The organism is Citrobacter sp. FDAARGOS_156, assembly GCF_001559235.2.
GTDB lineage: Bacteria > Pseudomonadota > Gammaproteobacteria > Enterobacterales > Enterobacteriaceae > Citrobacter > Citrobacter youngae.
Genome location: NZ_CP014030.2, coordinates 1,287,590 through 1,301,922, shown reverse-complemented (window position 1 = coordinate 1,301,922; position 14,333 = coordinate 1,287,590). Strand labels below are relative to the sequence as shown.

Genomic DNA, 14,333 nt, shown 5'->3' with positions numbered 1-14,333 from the left:
TTTAATGCACTGATTTTTAACGGTGTGACACCAGGGATATAAAAATCTTGCACGGGTATAAAAAACCATGAGTATTGTAGTCAACAACTGGCGGATGGATTCCTCGCTTAATGCATTAATCCATTGTGAAACAGGTGAGATCCGTCGCCTGGGCGAATACCATTTTATTCTGCTGGAGACATTAGCTAAAAATGCCGATGTCGTTTTATCTCGTTCATTTTTAATGACTGCAGTGTGGAAGAATCGTATCGTCGGTGGCAATAGTCTACCAACAGCTATTCATGCCCTGCGCGTGGCTATCGATGATGATGGTAAACAACAGGAAATCATAAAAACCATACCCAAAAAAGGGTATTTATTTAATAAAAGCTACCTGACTGAAACCATTGATCCTAATGAAAATAAGGCTGATGTCAGCCTCAGTTATGAAGTCGAAGCGCACGGAGATGTTATAGAAGCTCTCGTGTCTGATACGCTATGCGCATCAACAGAACATGAAAAAATAAATTTATATAACAGAATCTTACCAGAAAAAAATAAGAAAAAACCGGCAATTAAACGTCATTCTTACCGAGCCGTTCTGATTACCTTACCCGTTATCGTTATCGCACTGTCGCTGTTCGCCCTAATCTCTTATTTTAAAGCGCCGTCTGCCACTAAAATGGAAGAAAGCCCACAACTGGTTAAAGAGACACTAGAAAATGCCAACCGTGTTACGGTATATCAACTTTACGATCCGGGTGAGAATAAGAAATCGTTATCGCTTGTTTCACAACATATTCTCCCCGGCATACAGCAGATCAATCAGCAGTTGGCCAGCCATAATGCCTCGATGACGTTGTATTATCGGGTATCGCTGAACAAGCTTGCATTAGCTAATGTGATTAGCAACCAATGCAATGATAGCTGGCAGTTAGCACTGAGTTTTGATAACTGGCTAAATAAAGATAACGAAATGAATGGTATTTTAATTAAAGAAGTGGAGAAAATGTTAAATGAAATGCCAAAATGCAAATAATTACTTTTTCTATACCCTGACTATTTCTTCCTTATTTTTTAGTATCATGGCCTATGCTAACATTGAGAAGACTGTTATTGCCAACTACGATCTTAACACCGAAAAGAGTGCACATTACCAACTTATTCTGAGTCCACTGCACCAGGATACGGATCTCACCCTCATCCCTTTGGAACAAAATAATCAGGCGCCTTCGATATTCGAGATCTCTACTTGTCTTAATCGTTCTGCAGGACCATCTAAACAAGGCGAGCTTCATTTTAGCGATGCGAAAGCAGATAAAAACGATCTCCGCTTATCAAATTTTAGTTCTTTTATTGTTGAGCATAACCTGCATACATGGTGGATTCATTTAAACCCGCAGCAAAATTTACTCTTTACTCAGGATGTTGGAGGTCTGTTAGTTACAGACCCCTCTGAATTTACTTTTTCAACAAAAGCATGTCAGACAAATTAACTTAATAAGCTCCGGACTGTCTGGCTGGAAAGCCGGGCTTGTCCATTTACCGCCTGGGCTAATACCTGATAATTGTGATTAGCATGATCCAGTACCCCACCGAGTGATTCAGAGGCTTTAATCGCACTTTCAGCCTGCGGAAAACGCGCCATTCCGTCAATCAGTTGCCGGGCCTTCTCCTGTTGGGCGGCCATTTGCGCACGCTGATCGCCAATCGCATCCAGCGCTTGCTGTAAACCATCCTGTGGGCGTTTACTCCCCTGAGATAGCTGTTGCAGCAGATCTTCTGAACGAGAGGGATCGGCGAATGTCTTGAGCGGAGTAAACGTTGATGACTTAGCATCAATATCGCGTACGCTCAGGGTTTGTTGGATCTGCGGCCACTGCTTTTCCGCGGTGGAAAAGCTCATCGCGCCCTGCTGCTCGTGCACCTGTACGCCGACACGACGCAGCGCATTACCCATCATCATTCTGTACTGCCCAGGATCCAGCTCCTCGCCGATCACCACCGCAGAGTGCTGCATTTGTCGCCCATCGGAAACGCTAAACATACGTGAACTGATGGCGTTTTTTTGCAGCATCTGCGCCAGGTCAGGCGAGTGAAAGGTCACTCGCGCTTCGCCCTGCAGAACCGGACGCAGCTGCCGGTCAACCGCGCCGCCGGATAAGGACGGCCGTTTTTCCAGCCACTGGGAAAGTTCAGCGCCCTTTTGCTGCTGTGCCTGCCCGCCGCGGCGCGATGCGTGACGATAATCCAGCAAATGCTGTTCCAGTTGCCCCAGATAGTGATCGGCCTGCTGCAACGTAGTGAGTTGATCGTTGAGCTGTACGCTGTAGCGTTGAGGCCGGGTGGTAATGAGTGGAGAGGCCGGGTAATCACTCGCCGTTGCGGGTAACTTTTGACGGACAGGGGCATTCTGCGCAACGTTATGTTGTTGCACTGAAGGATTGAGCGCTCCGCTACCGGAGAGTGATGTTGTATTTAAACCGACCTGCATACTGTTCCTGGGCTGCTGCTGACTGTTAAATCACACTGAAAAGGTTCAACTCACTCACTTTGGAGTAGGTTTTTAAGGTGGCTTCCATCGCCATTTCCAGACCGGTAAAGGTAATCGAGGCCGGGCCGTAATCCAGATCGCTCAACTGGCTAATCAGCTGATCGTTAGAAGTGGTGATATCCGTTTGCGCGCCGCTCAGCATGGTCATCGTATTCTGCGTTTCACCAATAGTGGCAATAGAAGCATTGAGTGCATCAGAGGCGTTATCCACCGTATCGATAGCGCTTTCAAGATCGCTTTGTACCTGCGGATCGGCAGGGTCAATCGACGGATCCTGCAGCTCCTTCGACAATGACGTCAGGGTGTTCAGCACATCCAGGCTATCGCCGAAGAAATCGCTGACCGCTACGTTGGTATCCACTTCCACGCCATTGGAAACCGTGGTCTGGCGATGATCGCCGTTACCCTGGTAGGTATAGCTGTCGGTCACCCCGTCACCGTCTTCATCCACTGCGACAATCGGCGGCCGATCGTTGACCGTTCCACCAAACACATAGTGGCCGTCTTCATCCTGGTAATTCAGCGCCGAGACCATCGCTTCAGTCATCGACTGGATATCCTGCCCCAGACTGGCTAACGAATCGGCGGTGTTAGTGCCGTTGGCGGCTTCCAGCAGATCGTCGCGAATCGCCAACAGATCGTTATTAACGCCATCCAGAATTGACTCCTGCTGGCTCATACCCGCTGTGGCGGAGTCAATATTGCTCTGATACTGGTCGAGGGCCGATTGCTGGCGGTTAAGCTGGGTAATACGGGTTGCCGCGATAGGATCGTCAGATGGCAGCAGAATGCTTTTCCCGGTCGCCATCTGCGTAACCACATGAGACAGATCGCTGGAAAGGTCGTTAAAACTCTGCGTCATGGACACATAAGATTGCTGAGTAGACACACGCATATTCATTCCTCTCCCGATTAGCTACACATTTCCAGCACAGAATCGAAAATATCTGCGCCCGTTGAGATAACTTTGAGGTTGGCCTCATAAATCTGCTGGTAGGTAATGAGGTTCACCGCTTCTTCATCCATGCTCACGCCGCTGACGCTGCTCTGCTGGTTCTGCGCTTCGGAGTAAACGTTGGCCGCCGCTTCCGCTTCCGTCTGGTTTTGCTGGCTGTAAATACCGATGTTACTGATGATCGATGAACAGGCTTCGCCCACGGTTACGCTGCCGAGGCCGTCAATGTCCAGCGGTTCGGTAGAGATGTTGATCAATGCCTGCAGGTTATCGCTGTTGCCGCTTTCGTCCGGCGAACTGGAAAATGCCAGCTCATCGGCGGTGATATCCGGGTTCACTTCCAGCGGGCCGTCAGATGAGTTTTCATCATAAATAAACAGCGGTTCACCGGGATTCCCGTTCAGGTCGTAGCCCTGCGCCAGTTGGGTGTTGACCGCATCGGCAAATTGCGACGCCATGCTGTTAATGGTTCCCGTCAGCGGCGTCAGCACCTGGTTCTGATAATCAAACAATGCCCCCAGCGAGCCGCCGGTATCGGTGTTCATCGATGACGTCGTTCCGGCAAAGGTCAGCGACATGCTCTGCGTGCCGTCGGCGTTGGTATCCAGTTCGATGGTGGAACTCTCCTGCCCGCTGACCAACGGCTGACCGTTTTGCAGCGTGACGTTGTAGTTACCTTCATCATCAATATTGACCTGCACGTCCATGATGCCGCTCAGTTGCTCCACCATTTGATCACGAGCGTCATACAGGGCAGAGGCGTTATCGCCGTTGGCTTCAGCTTGTGCGATCTGCTGGTTATAGCTGGCAATGCCGCTGGTCAGGGTATTCACCTGCGCCACCATCGCCTGTTCCTGGCTGACGATCTCACTGCTTTGCGAGTCGATGTAATCCAGCGTGTTATCCACACGCAGCGCCAGCGCGCCGGACTCACTGATCACCTGCTCACGCAGGGCGGAATCATCCGGGCTGGTGGTGGCTTCGTTTAGCGCGGCAAAAAAGTTGTCAAAACCGCCGCTCAGGCTGCTGTTATCGTCGCTGAGCACCGTTTCCAGTTGCGTTAAATACTCCTGCTGGGTGTTGTAGTAGCCGTAATCGCTGGCGGCATACCACACCTGGTTCACCTGGTACTGGTTTGAAACGCGGCGAATACTGTCAACCTGCACGCCGTTACCCGCACTGTTCGCCGAACCGGAGCTGGCGCCAATGGTGCTGGTGATGGCAACCTGTCGGGTGTAACCGTCGGTCATGGCGTTCGCCGTATTTTGCGCGGTTACGTTAAGCTCCACCTGCGCCGTTGATGCGCCGCTGTAGCCAATGTTAATCATGTCCATCAAAGAGTCCTTGCCGGTCAGTCACCCGGTCTGTCGTTAACAACCTTGCCGATTAAGAGCGACTTAAAAACCCCGGTTCTTAAGCCGCCGCGCAACCTTTATCCTTTGTGGTGCGGGGAAAGTTGTTTAACGATCATCGCCGCAATCCCAATGCCGTGCTGCTGGGCCAGGCTGTTGCAAAGCTGATCGTCGTAAAATCCCTGCATCATGCGCACCGAGTCACTGTTAAACGGGTTGTCTTTCGAGTCGAAGATCTCATTGGTTTTACGCATTTCTTTCAGCATGTTGCGTAAGAAAATGGCTTCAAACTGCTGAGCGGCTTTCTGCAAATCGTTCGCTTTGATTTTCGGCCCCATTAATGCATCGCTGCCGTCAATGCCGCCGCTATGATTCACTTTGATGTCGGCCATTAAATCACCTCCAGATCGGCGTCCAGCGCCCCGGCTTCATGTAGCGCCTGTAAAATAGACATAATGTCGTCCGGCGTGGCGCCCAGGCTGTTAAGGGCGTTAACCAACGTTTTCAGGCTGCTGGATTCAGGCAAAGAGATCATGCCAGGACGGGCATGATTCACCGAAATGTTGCTCTGCGGCGTAACCGCCGTACGACCGCCGGCAAAGGCATTTGGCTGGCTGACGTTGCTGCTTTCGTTGATGGAAACCGTCAGGCTGCCATGCGATACCGCCGCCGCGTGCAGGGCGATGCCATCGCCCATCACCACCGTGCCAGTTCGTGAGTTAAACACCACGCGGGCGCGCACTTTTTCCGCCTGCACCTGCACGTCATCCAACTGCGACATAAAGGCGACGCGCGCACCGGGGCTGGTTGGCGCGCGGACGCTGACGTTAGTCGAGCTTTGCGCGGTGGCAATGCCGCCAAACGAGGCGTTGATCGCCGCCGCAATGTTATTGGCGTCTTTAAAAGAGGGACGCTTCAGATTCAGCGTGATGGTGTCGCCCATCTGGAAATCGCTGGGAATCTCACGTTCCACCGACGCACCATTAGGAATAAGCCCGGCAGTCGGCGTATTGACTGTAACGCTGGAGCCGCTGGCCCCGGTGGCGTTCATCCCGCCGACCACCACGCTCCCTTGTGCAAGGGCGTAAACCTCACCATCCGCGCCATGTAGCTGGGTGAGCAATAACGTGCCGCCGCGCAGGCTTTTGGCATCACCAATCGACGAGACCGTAACGTCAATGGTCTGCCCACGCGAGTACATGGGCGGCAGCATCGCGCTGACCGCCACCGCCGCGACGTTTTTCACCTTCGGATCGATTTTGCTCGGCAGCTGTACCCCGAACTGGCGCAGCATGTTGGTAATAGTTTGGTTGGTGAATTTAACCTGGTTTTTATCCCCGGTTCCGTCCAGCCCCACCACCAGGCTATAGCCGACGAGCTGGTTTTCCCTGATCCCCTGGACGTTGACCAGCGACTCCAGAGACTGCGCCTGCGTGGTGCCGGGCAGCGCCAGGCTCAACGCGATAACGATGCCGTTTAACGCTTTCATCCAGCGCCCGCGTAAGTGTTGCATAGTAAAATCCTGCATTAGATCGGGAAGAGAGGATGGTTAAACAGACGCGTCAGCCAGCCTGCCGCATTGGCATCGCTCAGCGCTCCACGCCCTGCATACGAGATTCGCGCATCGGCGATACGCTGCGAGGAGACAGAGTTGTCGTTTTGAATATCATCGGCACGCACCAGACCGCTCAGGCGGATGTACTCATCCCCCTGGTTGAGGGTGAGCCATTTTTCACCGCGAATTTCCAGAATGCCGTTCGGTTGTACCGAGTGCACCGACACCGTAATTTCGCCGCGCAAACTGTTTTGCTGCTGCGAGGTCGCCGTCCCGTTGAAATCACGATTGGCGTCAACCGAGCCAGACAGATTATCTTTGGTATGGCCAAAGATAGTCGGCGCGCCGATGTCCACGGTATTGTTCTTGCCGAAATTGGTTTTCGCCTGTTTGCTCGACTGGGTGGATTCTTCCAGCATCACGGTCAGGATATCGCCCACCCGATAAGCGCGACGGTCCGCCGTCAGCGACCACTTGTAACCCGTTTCGAACACCCCTCCCGCGCGGCCATCCGCCGTTGGCGGCGCTTCCGTTTTAGGTGGAGCAAAGTATTCGTCATTTTTTTTGACCAGGAGAGCCTGCGATTCGCACCCGCTTAACAGGGGAAGCAGTACCACCAGCCAGAGATAATTTTTCACGTTCTGCCTATTTCTGCCGGATGGCGCGACGCTTATCCGGCCTACAAAGGGGTGTAACTCGTAGGCCGGATAAGCATGCTTCCGGCATTTCACATTCTTGAGTTACAGTGTCTGACTAATAAACTGCAGCATATCGTCTGCCGCAGAGACCATTTTGGCGTTCATCTCATAGGCGCGCTGTACGGTGATCATCGCCACCATTTCGTTGACGATGTCCACGTTCGAGCCTTCCAGTGCTTTATCCTGTAACGTTCCCAGACCATCTTCCCCCGGAATACCTTCCGTCGGTTGACCGCTGGCTGCCGTTTCCAGGTACAGGTTGTCGCCTTCGGCTGAAAGTCCGGCCGGGTTGGCAAAGTTCACCAGCGTCAGTTGTCCCAATTCGGTAGGATCGCTGTCGCCGGGCAGGATCGCCGTCACGGTGCCGTCTTCGCCAAACGCCACGTTGGTGGCGCCTGCCGGAACATCAATTTCCGGTTGCAGAGGCAGTCCTTCAGAGTTAGTTAACACGCCGTCAGCGTTAACCTGCATATTGCCGTCACGGGTATAAGCAATATCGCCGTTGGCCTTTTGCACCTGCCAGAACCCTTGCCCCATGATGGCCACGTTCATCGTATTGTCGGTGGTTTCCACATTCCCTTCGGTGAAGGTTTTCTGCGTACCGACAATGCGCACACCGCTACCAAACTGCATTCCGGTCGGCATGATGTTGTTTTGATCGAGCATGGCGCCCGGCGCTTCCTGAGTCTGATAAAACAGATCCTGGAACATCACGCGGTCACGCTTAAAGCCCGTGGTGTTGACGTTGGCGATGTTGTTGGCAATCGCACTCATCTCAGCATCCTGCGCCGACAGGCCGGTTTTACTGATCCATAACGCTGCGTTCATAACACTTTATCCCTGATTAAAGGCGACAACTCAGGAGCCGCGTAGCAGCCTGTTGCCTGAGTCGCTGAGATCTTCAGCGGTTTTCATCATCTTGATTTGCGCTTCAAACTGGCGGTTCATCGCAATGGACGACATCATTTCGCTCACCGCAGACACGTTACTGCCTTCCAGAAAGCCGCCGCTCACTTTGATGTTTTCATCGCGCTGGGCCGGTACGCCATCCGCCGTTACCAGCATCCCCTCGCTGTTTTTCGCCAGATTGGCGACCGGAATATCCACCAGCTTCAGGCGATCGATATCCATCGTGGCGGTCACATCACCGTCGTCGGGGGTCACCGAGAGCGTGCCGTCGCTGCCGAAGGAGGCAATCGCATTCGGTGGCAAAATGATCGGGCCGTTATCCCCGAGCACAATATTGCCGTCGATGGTCAGTTGTCCCTGATCGTCCTGCTGAATATTACCGTTGCGGGTATAGACCTCGTTTCCGGCTTTATCCTGCACGGCGATATAGCCGGTTCCCTGAATGGCGACATCCAGCGGACGCTCGGTTTTTTCCGCCACGCCGGTGCTGTCATTGACGCCGCTGGGACTCTCTTTCGCCATAAAACGCGTATCGAAGCCACCGCCTTTGACTTTGTCATTACTTGCCATCGCCATATCCGCACGAAAACCGTTGGTGTTGACGTTGGCGAGGTTGTTGGCGCTAATTTGCTGCTCCAGCAGCGTCTGGGTGGCGCCGCTTAGTGCGGTATAAATCAACCGATCCATTTCTTAGCCTTACATCGCCTGGAAGAGAGCCTGATCCAACTGCGTACTGGTCGAAATCACTTTCGTGTTCGCCTGATAGTTACGCTGGGCGGTCATCAGGTTGACCAGTTCGTTGGTGATATCGACGTTGGAGCTTTCGAGCATGCCGGAAGAGAGCGTGCCGCAGGAGCCGGAACCAGGCGTGCCAATCAACGGTGTACCGGATTCACCCGTCTGCACCCACGCGGTACCGCTTACCGCTTCCAGTCCGCTCTCATCCGGGAAGGTCGCCAGCACAACCTGGCCCTGCAGCATACGTTCACCATTGCTGTAGGTGGCGTACACTTTGCCGTCGTCATCCACCTGCACGCCGTTTTGCGTTGCGGAGGCATAGCCGGTCGCGGAGTTGGTGGTAACAGAGAAATCTGAGCCATACTGGGTACAGTCGGAGTAATCGACGGTCATCGAAATCGGCGCGGCTTCATCGGTGGTAAAGGTGATGGTTTGCGGCGTGGTCGGAGAGGTCAGCTTGCCGGTATTCGGATCGAAGGTCAGCGTAGTTGCAGGTACGCCAGTCTGCGCTTCGCCATCAAAGGTGTACTGCACTTCCCAGGTGTTATCCGCGGTTTTGGTAAAATACTGGCTGACCGAGTGCTCGTTACCCAACGAGTCATACACGGTGGTGGTGTAGCTGTCGGTGTAGGTGTCGCTGTTATTCGGGTCAAACGGCACGCTGGTGCGATCGATCGCTTCATCACTGGCATCAAAGTTGGCCGTGAAGGTCATGCTGTCGGTAGCCTGCGCCGGAATGTTGCCGGTTTTAATCTGGATATCGGTTACGGTACCGGTTTGCAGTGTGCCGCTGTCATCAACCGGATAGCCTTGCAGGTAATCGCCCGATGCGTTAACGATATAGCCGTTTTTGTCCGTCACAAAGGACCCGGCGCGGGTGTAGGAGATATTCCCCGCGCTATCGCACATAACAAAGAAACCATCATCGTTAATGGCCAAATCCAGCGCATTGCCGGTAGAGACCATCGAGCCGCCGGTGGAAATGCTTTGCGCGGAACCCGCCACGCTCACGCCCATCGCCTGCGTCCCGGCGTACATCGCGGAAAACTGAGTGGTCATTGATTTATACCCGACCGTACCGGAGTTCGCGATGTTGTTACTGATCCCATCCAGTTGTTCGTTGACGGCGTTCAGGCCCGTCGCTGCAATTTCATAACTCATTTTTTTTGTTCCTGTAATATTAACGAGATCAGATGACGGTATTGCTGTCAGCGTTATCGCCGCCGTCAGTATCAGGCGGCGTGGTGTCATCGGTGCTGTCCGGTACGCCAAACTGGGTGATCATGGTGAAAGGCACTTCGCCAACGCCGTCAACATTGAGCACCGGCGTGCTGCCATCGAGCGGAATACGCACATCTTCCACCGTGCCCGTCACCTCAATCGGTACTTCTTCTTCCCCGGTATTGGTCACCACAGACACGCTGTAATCACCCGGCGGGATGCCGTAATCCGCAGGATTAATGTCGAAATCCACCTGGCCGGGTCCGACGGAGGTTTGACCTTCCGGGATCAGCGACACGGTGTAGTCATCACCGGCTTCATCGGTGAAATGCAGATCCACATCGGTACAGCTGTCATCCAGCGTGACACGTCCCTGAATCGCCTGACTGTTGTCTTCAATATCCAGCGAGGTGGTTTGCACCATGATGTCGTCGCCGACCATATTGCCCAGCGCCATCACCTGAATGTTGCTCATCAGCACGGCATTGGTGTTCGCCTGCACGCTCATCTCTTCCATCATGGCAACCTGCGCCATTGAGGAGAGCTGATCGATATAGGCCGTAGGATCGGTCGGATCGGTCGGGTCCTGGTTTTCAATTTCGGCCACGAACAGCGTCAAAAACGTGTCAACTGCAGACGTTTCCGTAGACGTTGTTGTCGTCGGTGTATCGCTGGTTCCACTGGTATCCGTGGTTGACGAGGTAGAGGAAGAACTGCTGTCCCCCAGGTTACTGCTTTGCGCCGTGGCGCTCACAGTATTTTCAGCCACCGCCGTCTTCTCCTGAGAAGAAGCCAGCGCCTGAGATTGGGCATACAGAGCCAGGGTATTCATTACACTTCTCCCAGTTTGAGTAAGCTTTGCTGCATACTTTTGACGTTATTCAGCACATCAACGTCGGTTTCGAAATCACGAGAGGCAGACATCATGTCGGCCATTTGCTCGACCACGTTGACATCCGGATACCAGACGAAACCGTTCTGGTCCGCCATTGGGTGGTGCGGCTCATAACGTTTCACCGCCCCGCCGCTTTGCATCACGTCCTGCACTTGTACGCTGGCGCCATCAATGCCGTGACGGTTGTTGCTACCAATCAGGCTATTGTTATAAACCGCAGCAAAAACCGGGCTGCGCGCCTTATAGGCCTGTGCCTCGCTGCTGGCAGGAGATTCCGCATTCGCCATGTTGCTGGCAACGGTATTCAGACGGATGGTTTGCGCCGTCATCGCCGAGCCAGAGATCTGGTAAATATCAGTAAACGACATGGTTATTTTCCTTCGATGGCTTCTTTGATGCCGCTAAGTTGCAGATTCAAAAAAGTCAGACTGCTTTGATAATCCATACTATTTTGCGAAAACCGGGCCTGCTCGGTATTCAGCTCTACGGTATTGCCATCCTCTGAGGGCTGCATCGGCACCCGGTATTTCACGTCAGCCTCAGGCAAAACATTTGTGCGACTTGCCCGTTGCATCTCAGCGGCAAAATCAATATCTTTAGCTTTGAAATTTGGTGTATCGACGTTTGCCAGATTCGCAGTCAGTAGCTCGGTCCTCTCAAGACGTAACTTCACTGCCTGCGGATGTACACCCAATGCCTGCTGAAAACTGATTCCCATTTCTTGCATCACTCCTGCGTAGATATCGCTGTTATTAGCAATAACCATGCCAACTTTTAAGTGGTTGATGAGAAATGATTTTATGAAACTGCCCATTCACAGAGGGAAGTCTTCTTTCCTCCTTGCTGCGGAAATAATGCTGGCTTTATGCTGTGCCTTACCTCTGCATGCCGCCCTCCACCCCATTCAGCACAGTGCCCGGGAACAGATCAACGCGCTGGTCCTGACTGCCGCCGGTCATGAAATCGACGCGCTGGCGAACAAACAGCAGTGGCAGGACTATCGCTACACGTTCAATATCTATATTCCCTCTGCCGTGAGCACCAGCGCGCTCTGCGCGGCGGCCCCGCAAATCACCGCTAACTCTTCCACGGAGATGGCTCTGACGCGAATGAACTTTGTGGTGAGTTGTCCCGGCAGCGCGGGCTGGCAGTACAACGTAGCGGTGCGCCCCGATGTGTCAGTCCCGGTGGTAATGCCAAAGTCGCTGATTGCCCGCGATACGGTGATTACCGCCGATGACCTGCTGCTTAAAAAATTCAATATCAGCAACCAGCGCGAAGGGTTAATGACCAATATGGACGAGGCGATTGGCCTCACCAGCAAGCGCGCCCTGCAACCCGGAAAACCAATTACACGTAGCGAACTGGTCCAGCCTTTGCTGGTTAAACGCGACCAGCCGGTGATGATCGTCTCGCATATGGCTGGCATTACCGCCTCGATGCCTGGCGTGGCGTTGAAGAATGGCCGTAAAGGGGATGTGATAAAAATTCGTAACAGCAGCAGCCAGCGGATAATCAGCGGCGTGGTGGACGATACCGGCGTGGTCACCACGCTAACGGCCGAGCAGTGAAGGGATTTTTTGTGGTGGGATTAAAGTTTTCCGCTATTGCCGTCGCTTTTAGCCAATAACAGATAACCAACCCAACGAAATATGTACGAGGTTGCTATGAAAATTACCCCGACTCTGCCTGGCAATCGCCCAGCATCAACCACCGAACAGGCGCGTTCAGATAAGAGCAACACACAGACCAGCGCGCCCAGCGCCACGACGCTTTCCGCCGACGATATTACGCAGGCGGGATTGCAAACGGCGCAGCAAACGCTGAACAGCGATACGCAAAGTGACGTTAATTACGACAAAGTGGCGCAAATGCAGGCCATGCTGGCCGCAGGCGACATGCAGGTTGATACCCAGCAACTGGCTGGCGACATGCTCAGCTTTTTCCAGAAATAAGAGGCCAAAACAGTGAGTACCAGGCTACAGCAGGTGAAAACGCTGCTTCAGGGCATCCGTGAAGATGGGACGCGGTATGACGCGCTCAGACACCAGTTGGAACAACAACGTCTGTGTATGATCCGTCGCGCCAGTGAAGAGCTGCTGACCGTCAATGATCTTATTCAGCAGCATTATGAGCAGTTGCAAAACAGCAGCCAGCAGCGCCGTTCTATTCTGCAACTGCTGGGCGTAAGCGTCGATCGCGCAGGGATAGAACAGGTCTTTAGCTGGCTGCCTGGGGTACAGAAAAGTGCCGCAGAGGGCTGGTGGCAAAGCCTTGAGCAAAAAGCGAAACGCTGCAAGGCGTATAACGAAAAAAACGGCGATCTGCTGATCCGCCAGTATGAGTTTATCCAGGCTTTTTTAGGCACTGAACCCGATTTTATTTACCAGCGCTAAACGTCCTTCCCTGACGCGGAAACCCGCTTTCCGCGCCTCGTCTAACCAATTGATATAAATGAAATTACAATTCAGGCATGGATATTGCAATGACATAGCCAGATTTTGAATATTGGGATTGCTGAGAACAGATTATGAGTATGATTGATTGTTATGAACCTGACTTTGTCCGGTTGTTTTTATCCCGCCATCCGGATTCCGCGTTACGGATTAACATGCGCTGGAAAACGGAAGTGCGTCAGAGTCTGGCCTTAACCGATCCGGCCAGCTGTCAGGCAGCCTTAGGCGATCCCAATGCCTTTGTCTTACATACCACGCAATGTGCGGCTGATGTCGACAGCCCGGCGTTATCACCACGCGATCAGGTATTGAATCAATCTGCTCTGCATACCATCACCCTGCCGGGGTTATCGCCAGAGCTTCGCCTGTACGCGCTGGGCATCATGCTCTCTTTTTCCGAAAAATGCCCTGGCAGTAGCGACTCTACGCTGGCGAAACTGGCCTCGCTGCCGCAGGTGCTGGCCGACCATGCGCAAAGCGGAAAACTGCAGGATCAGTTCGCGCAACTGCCCAGCCTGCCCCAGTTGCAGCGCGAGCTGATCACCCAAATGGGCAGTTGTGAGTTCAACTGGGATCTGTTGCCAGAAAGCACTCGTAAGCTGACCTTACCCCTGCAGGTCAGCCTGTTGATGCTGCAAGATGCGAACAGTGAAGCCATGCTTCAGCAACAGTTGCAGACTCAATGGCTAAACACGTATGAGCGCTACTTTGCTCAGGAGGCATGGATATTCAGTAACTACCTGATTTATCGCCTGTATCACGATACATTCCCGCAGCACGAGAGCGAAAGCGTGCTGCAGCGCTTCTTCGGGCTGGTGGCTGACGTCTTTATTCTTCGCACCCTGTTTTGCCTGTGGACAATGGATGATTCTGCGCTGAGCCATGACGATATTTACGCCCTCTTCGCGCTGTTTGAAACGTGGCGCAACGGCGAGAATGCCCATTCGTTGCGCCAGCATATTCTGGACATGCTGCCGGGAGACCCTCTGCTCTCAGCATTTTCCCTGATAACACGTTAGTG

The 14,333-nt window shown here is 53.1% G+C and carries 18 protein-coding genes; 6 read left to right on the top strand and 12 right to left on the bottom strand.

Annotation, left to right across the window (positions count from 1 at the left end):
• Window positions 1-67 precede the first annotated feature (67 nt).
• Together AL515_RS06350 and AL515_RS06345 are read left to right on the top strand one after the other, a co-directional pair.
• The gene (locus AL515_RS06350; protein ID WP_061067332.1) at window positions 68-1,018 is read left to right on the top strand and encodes a transcriptional regulator; all 951 of its coding nucleotides are present in this window, start codon (window positions 68-70) and stop codon (window positions 1,016-1,018) included.
• Window positions 996-1,475: a hypothetical protein gene (locus AL515_RS06345; protein WP_061067331.1), complete on the top strand. Its 480-nt coding sequence runs from the start codon at window positions 996-998 to the stop codon at window positions 1,473-1,475. The genes AL515_RS06350 and AL515_RS06345 overlap by 23 nt, the downstream gene beginning before the upstream one ends.
• Here AL515_RS06345 and AL515_RS06340 read toward each other — a convergent pair.
• From AL515_RS06340 to flgB, 12 genes are all read right to left on the bottom strand, one after another.
• Entirely contained in the window at window positions 1,472-2,473 is a 1,002-nt protein-coding gene (locus AL515_RS06340; protein WP_061067330.1) for a hypothetical protein, read from the bottom strand. The two genes, AL515_RS06345 and AL515_RS06340, sit on opposite strands and share 4 nt — an antisense overlap.
• Before the next feature lie 25 nt (window positions 2,474-2,498).
• Window positions 2,499-3,428: a flagellar hook-associated protein FlgL gene (gene flgL, locus AL515_RS06335; RefSeq protein WP_061067329.1), complete on the bottom strand. Its 930-nt coding sequence runs from the start codon at window positions 3,426-3,428 to the stop codon at window positions 2,499-2,501.
• Between the two features lie 17 nt (window positions 3,429-3,445).
• On the bottom strand, window positions 3,446-4,822 hold the full coding sequence (flgK, locus tag AL515_RS06330) for a flagellar hook-associated protein FlgK (protein ID WP_061067328.1): 1,377 nt from the start codon (window positions 4,820-4,822) through the stop codon (window positions 3,446-3,448).
• Between the two features lie 98 nt (window positions 4,823-4,920).
• Window positions 4,921-5,223, bottom strand: coding sequence for a rod-binding protein (locus tag AL515_RS06325; RefSeq protein WP_105242209.1), 303 nt, complete (start codon window positions 5,221-5,223; stop codon window positions 4,921-4,923).
• Between the two features lie 8 nt (window positions 5,224-5,231).
• Window positions 5,232-6,353 (bottom strand): flagellar basal body P-ring protein FlgI, encoded by a 1,122-nt coding sequence (locus tag AL515_RS06320; RefSeq protein WP_061067326.1) that lies wholly within the window; start codon window positions 6,351-6,353, stop codon window positions 5,232-5,234.
• 14 nt (window positions 6,354-6,367) lie between these two features.
• Entirely contained in the window at window positions 6,368-7,033 is a 666-nt protein-coding gene (gene flgH, locus AL515_RS06315; protein ID WP_061067325.1) for a flagellar basal body L-ring protein FlgH, read from the bottom strand.
• A gap of 102 nt (window positions 7,034-7,135) precedes the next feature.
• On the bottom strand, window positions 7,136-7,921 hold the full coding sequence (flgG, locus tag AL515_RS06310) for a flagellar basal-body rod protein FlgG (protein WP_061067324.1): 786 nt from the start codon (window positions 7,919-7,921) through the stop codon (window positions 7,136-7,138).
• 30 nt (window positions 7,922-7,951) lie between these two features.
• Entirely contained in the window at window positions 7,952-8,689 is a 738-nt protein-coding gene (locus AL515_RS06305; RefSeq protein ID WP_003838815.1) for a flagellar basal body rod protein FlgF, read from the bottom strand.
• Window positions 8,690-8,698: 9 nt separating this feature from the next.
• Window positions 8,699-9,901: a flagellar hook protein FlgE gene (gene flgE, locus AL515_RS06300; protein ID WP_061067323.1), complete on the bottom strand. Its 1,203-nt coding sequence runs from the start codon at window positions 9,899-9,901 to the stop codon at window positions 8,699-8,701.
• A 28-nt stretch (window positions 9,902-9,929) separates the two neighbouring features.
• Entirely contained in the window at window positions 9,930-10,793 is an 864-nt protein-coding gene (locus AL515_RS06295; protein WP_061067322.1) for a flagellar hook capping FlgD N-terminal domain-containing protein, read from the bottom strand.
• Window positions 10,793-11,224, bottom strand: coding sequence for a flagellar basal body rod protein FlgC (gene flgC, locus AL515_RS06290; RefSeq protein ID WP_061067321.1), 432 nt, complete (start codon window positions 11,222-11,224; stop codon window positions 10,793-10,795). The genes AL515_RS06295 and flgC overlap by 1 nt, the downstream gene beginning before the upstream one ends.
• A gap of 2 nt (window positions 11,225-11,226) precedes the next feature.
• On the bottom strand, window positions 11,227-11,574 hold the full coding sequence (gene flgB, locus AL515_RS06285) for a flagellar basal body rod protein FlgB (RefSeq protein WP_016151840.1): 348 nt from the start codon (window positions 11,572-11,574) through the stop codon (window positions 11,227-11,229).
• A gap of 136 nt (window positions 11,575-11,710) precedes the next feature.
• Here flgB and flgA point away from each other — a divergent pair, with 136 nt between their 5' ends.
• The 4 genes from flgA to AL515_RS06265 all read left to right on the top strand — a co-directional run bounded on the left by flgA (window position 11,711) and on the right by AL515_RS06265 (window position 14,331).
• Window positions 11,711-12,427 carry a flagellar basal body P-ring formation chaperone FlgA gene (gene flgA / locus AL515_RS06280; RefSeq protein ID WP_061067320.1) on the top strand — a complete coding sequence of 239 codons (717 nt, stop codon included), beginning with the start codon at window positions 11,711-11,713 and terminating at the stop codon, window positions 12,425-12,427.
• A 96-nt stretch (window positions 12,428-12,523) separates the two neighbouring features.
• Window positions 12,524-12,811, top strand: a complete 288-nt coding sequence (gene flgM, locus AL515_RS06275) for a flagellar biosynthesis anti-sigma factor FlgM (RefSeq protein ID WP_061067319.1) — start codon at window positions 12,524-12,526, stop codon at window positions 12,809-12,811.
• A 12-nt stretch (window positions 12,812-12,823) separates the two neighbouring features.
• Entirely contained in the window at window positions 12,824-13,252 is a 429-nt protein-coding gene (gene flgN, locus AL515_RS06270) for a flagellar protein FlgN (protein WP_061067318.1), read from the top strand.
• A gap of 134 nt (window positions 13,253-13,386) precedes the next feature.
• Window positions 13,387-14,331 carry a hypothetical protein gene (locus tag AL515_RS06265; RefSeq protein ID WP_061067317.1) on the top strand — a complete coding sequence of 315 codons (945 nt, stop codon included), beginning with the start codon at window positions 13,387-13,389 and terminating at the stop codon, window positions 14,329-14,331.
• Window positions 14,332-14,333 lie beyond the last annotated feature (2 nt).

Coding starts and splice junctions, on each gene's coding strand:
- flgE (WP_061067323.1), bottom strand. CDS start 9,901: ATGAGTTATGAAATTGCAGCGACGGGCCTGAACGCCGTCAACGAACAA.
- flgM (WP_061067319.1), top strand. CDS start 12,524: ATGAAAATTACCCCGACTCTGCCTGGCAATCGCCCAGCATCAACCACC.
- AL515_RS06340 (WP_061067330.1), bottom strand. CDS start 2,473: ATGCAGGTCGGTTTAAATACAACATCACTCTCCGGTAGCGGAGCGCTC.
- AL515_RS06305 (WP_003838815.1), bottom strand. CDS start 8,689: ATGGATCGGTTGATTTATACCGCACTAAGCGGCGCCACCCAGACGCTG.
- flgL (WP_061067329.1), bottom strand. CDS start 3,428: ATGCGTGTGTCTACTCAGCAATCTTATGTGTCCATGACGCAGAGTTTT.
- AL515_RS06295 (WP_061067322.1), bottom strand. CDS start 10,793: ATGAATACCCTGGCTCTGTATGCCCAATCTCAGGCGCTGGCTTCTTCT.
- flgC (WP_061067321.1), bottom strand. CDS start 11,224: ATGTCGTTTACTGATATTTACCAGATCTCTGGCTCGGCGATGACGGCG.
- flgG (WP_061067324.1), bottom strand. CDS start 7,921: ATGAACGCAGCGTTATGGATCAGTAAAACCGGCCTGTCGGCGCAGGAT.
- AL515_RS06320 (WP_061067326.1), bottom strand. CDS start 6,353: ATGCAACACTTACGCGGGCGCTGGATGAAAGCGTTAAACGGCATCGTT.
- AL515_RS06345 (WP_061067331.1), top strand. CDS start 996: ATGAAATGCCAAAATGCAAATAATTACTTTTTCTATACCCTGACTATT.
- AL515_RS06265 (WP_061067317.1), top strand. CDS start 13,387: ATGAGTATGATTGATTGTTATGAACCTGACTTTGTCCGGTTGTTTTTA.
- flgK (WP_061067328.1), bottom strand. CDS start 4,822: ATGGACATGATTAACATTGGCTACAGCGGCGCATCAACGGCGCAGGTG.
- AL515_RS06350 (WP_061067332.1), top strand. CDS start 68: ATGAGTATTGTAGTCAACAACTGGCGGATGGATTCCTCGCTTAATGCA.
- flgB (WP_016151840.1), bottom strand. CDS start 11,574: ATGGGAATCAGTTTTCAGCAGGCATTGGGTGTACATCCGCAGGCAGTG.
- flgA (WP_061067320.1), top strand. CDS start 11,711: ATGCTGGCTTTATGCTGTGCCTTACCTCTGCATGCCGCCCTCCACCCC.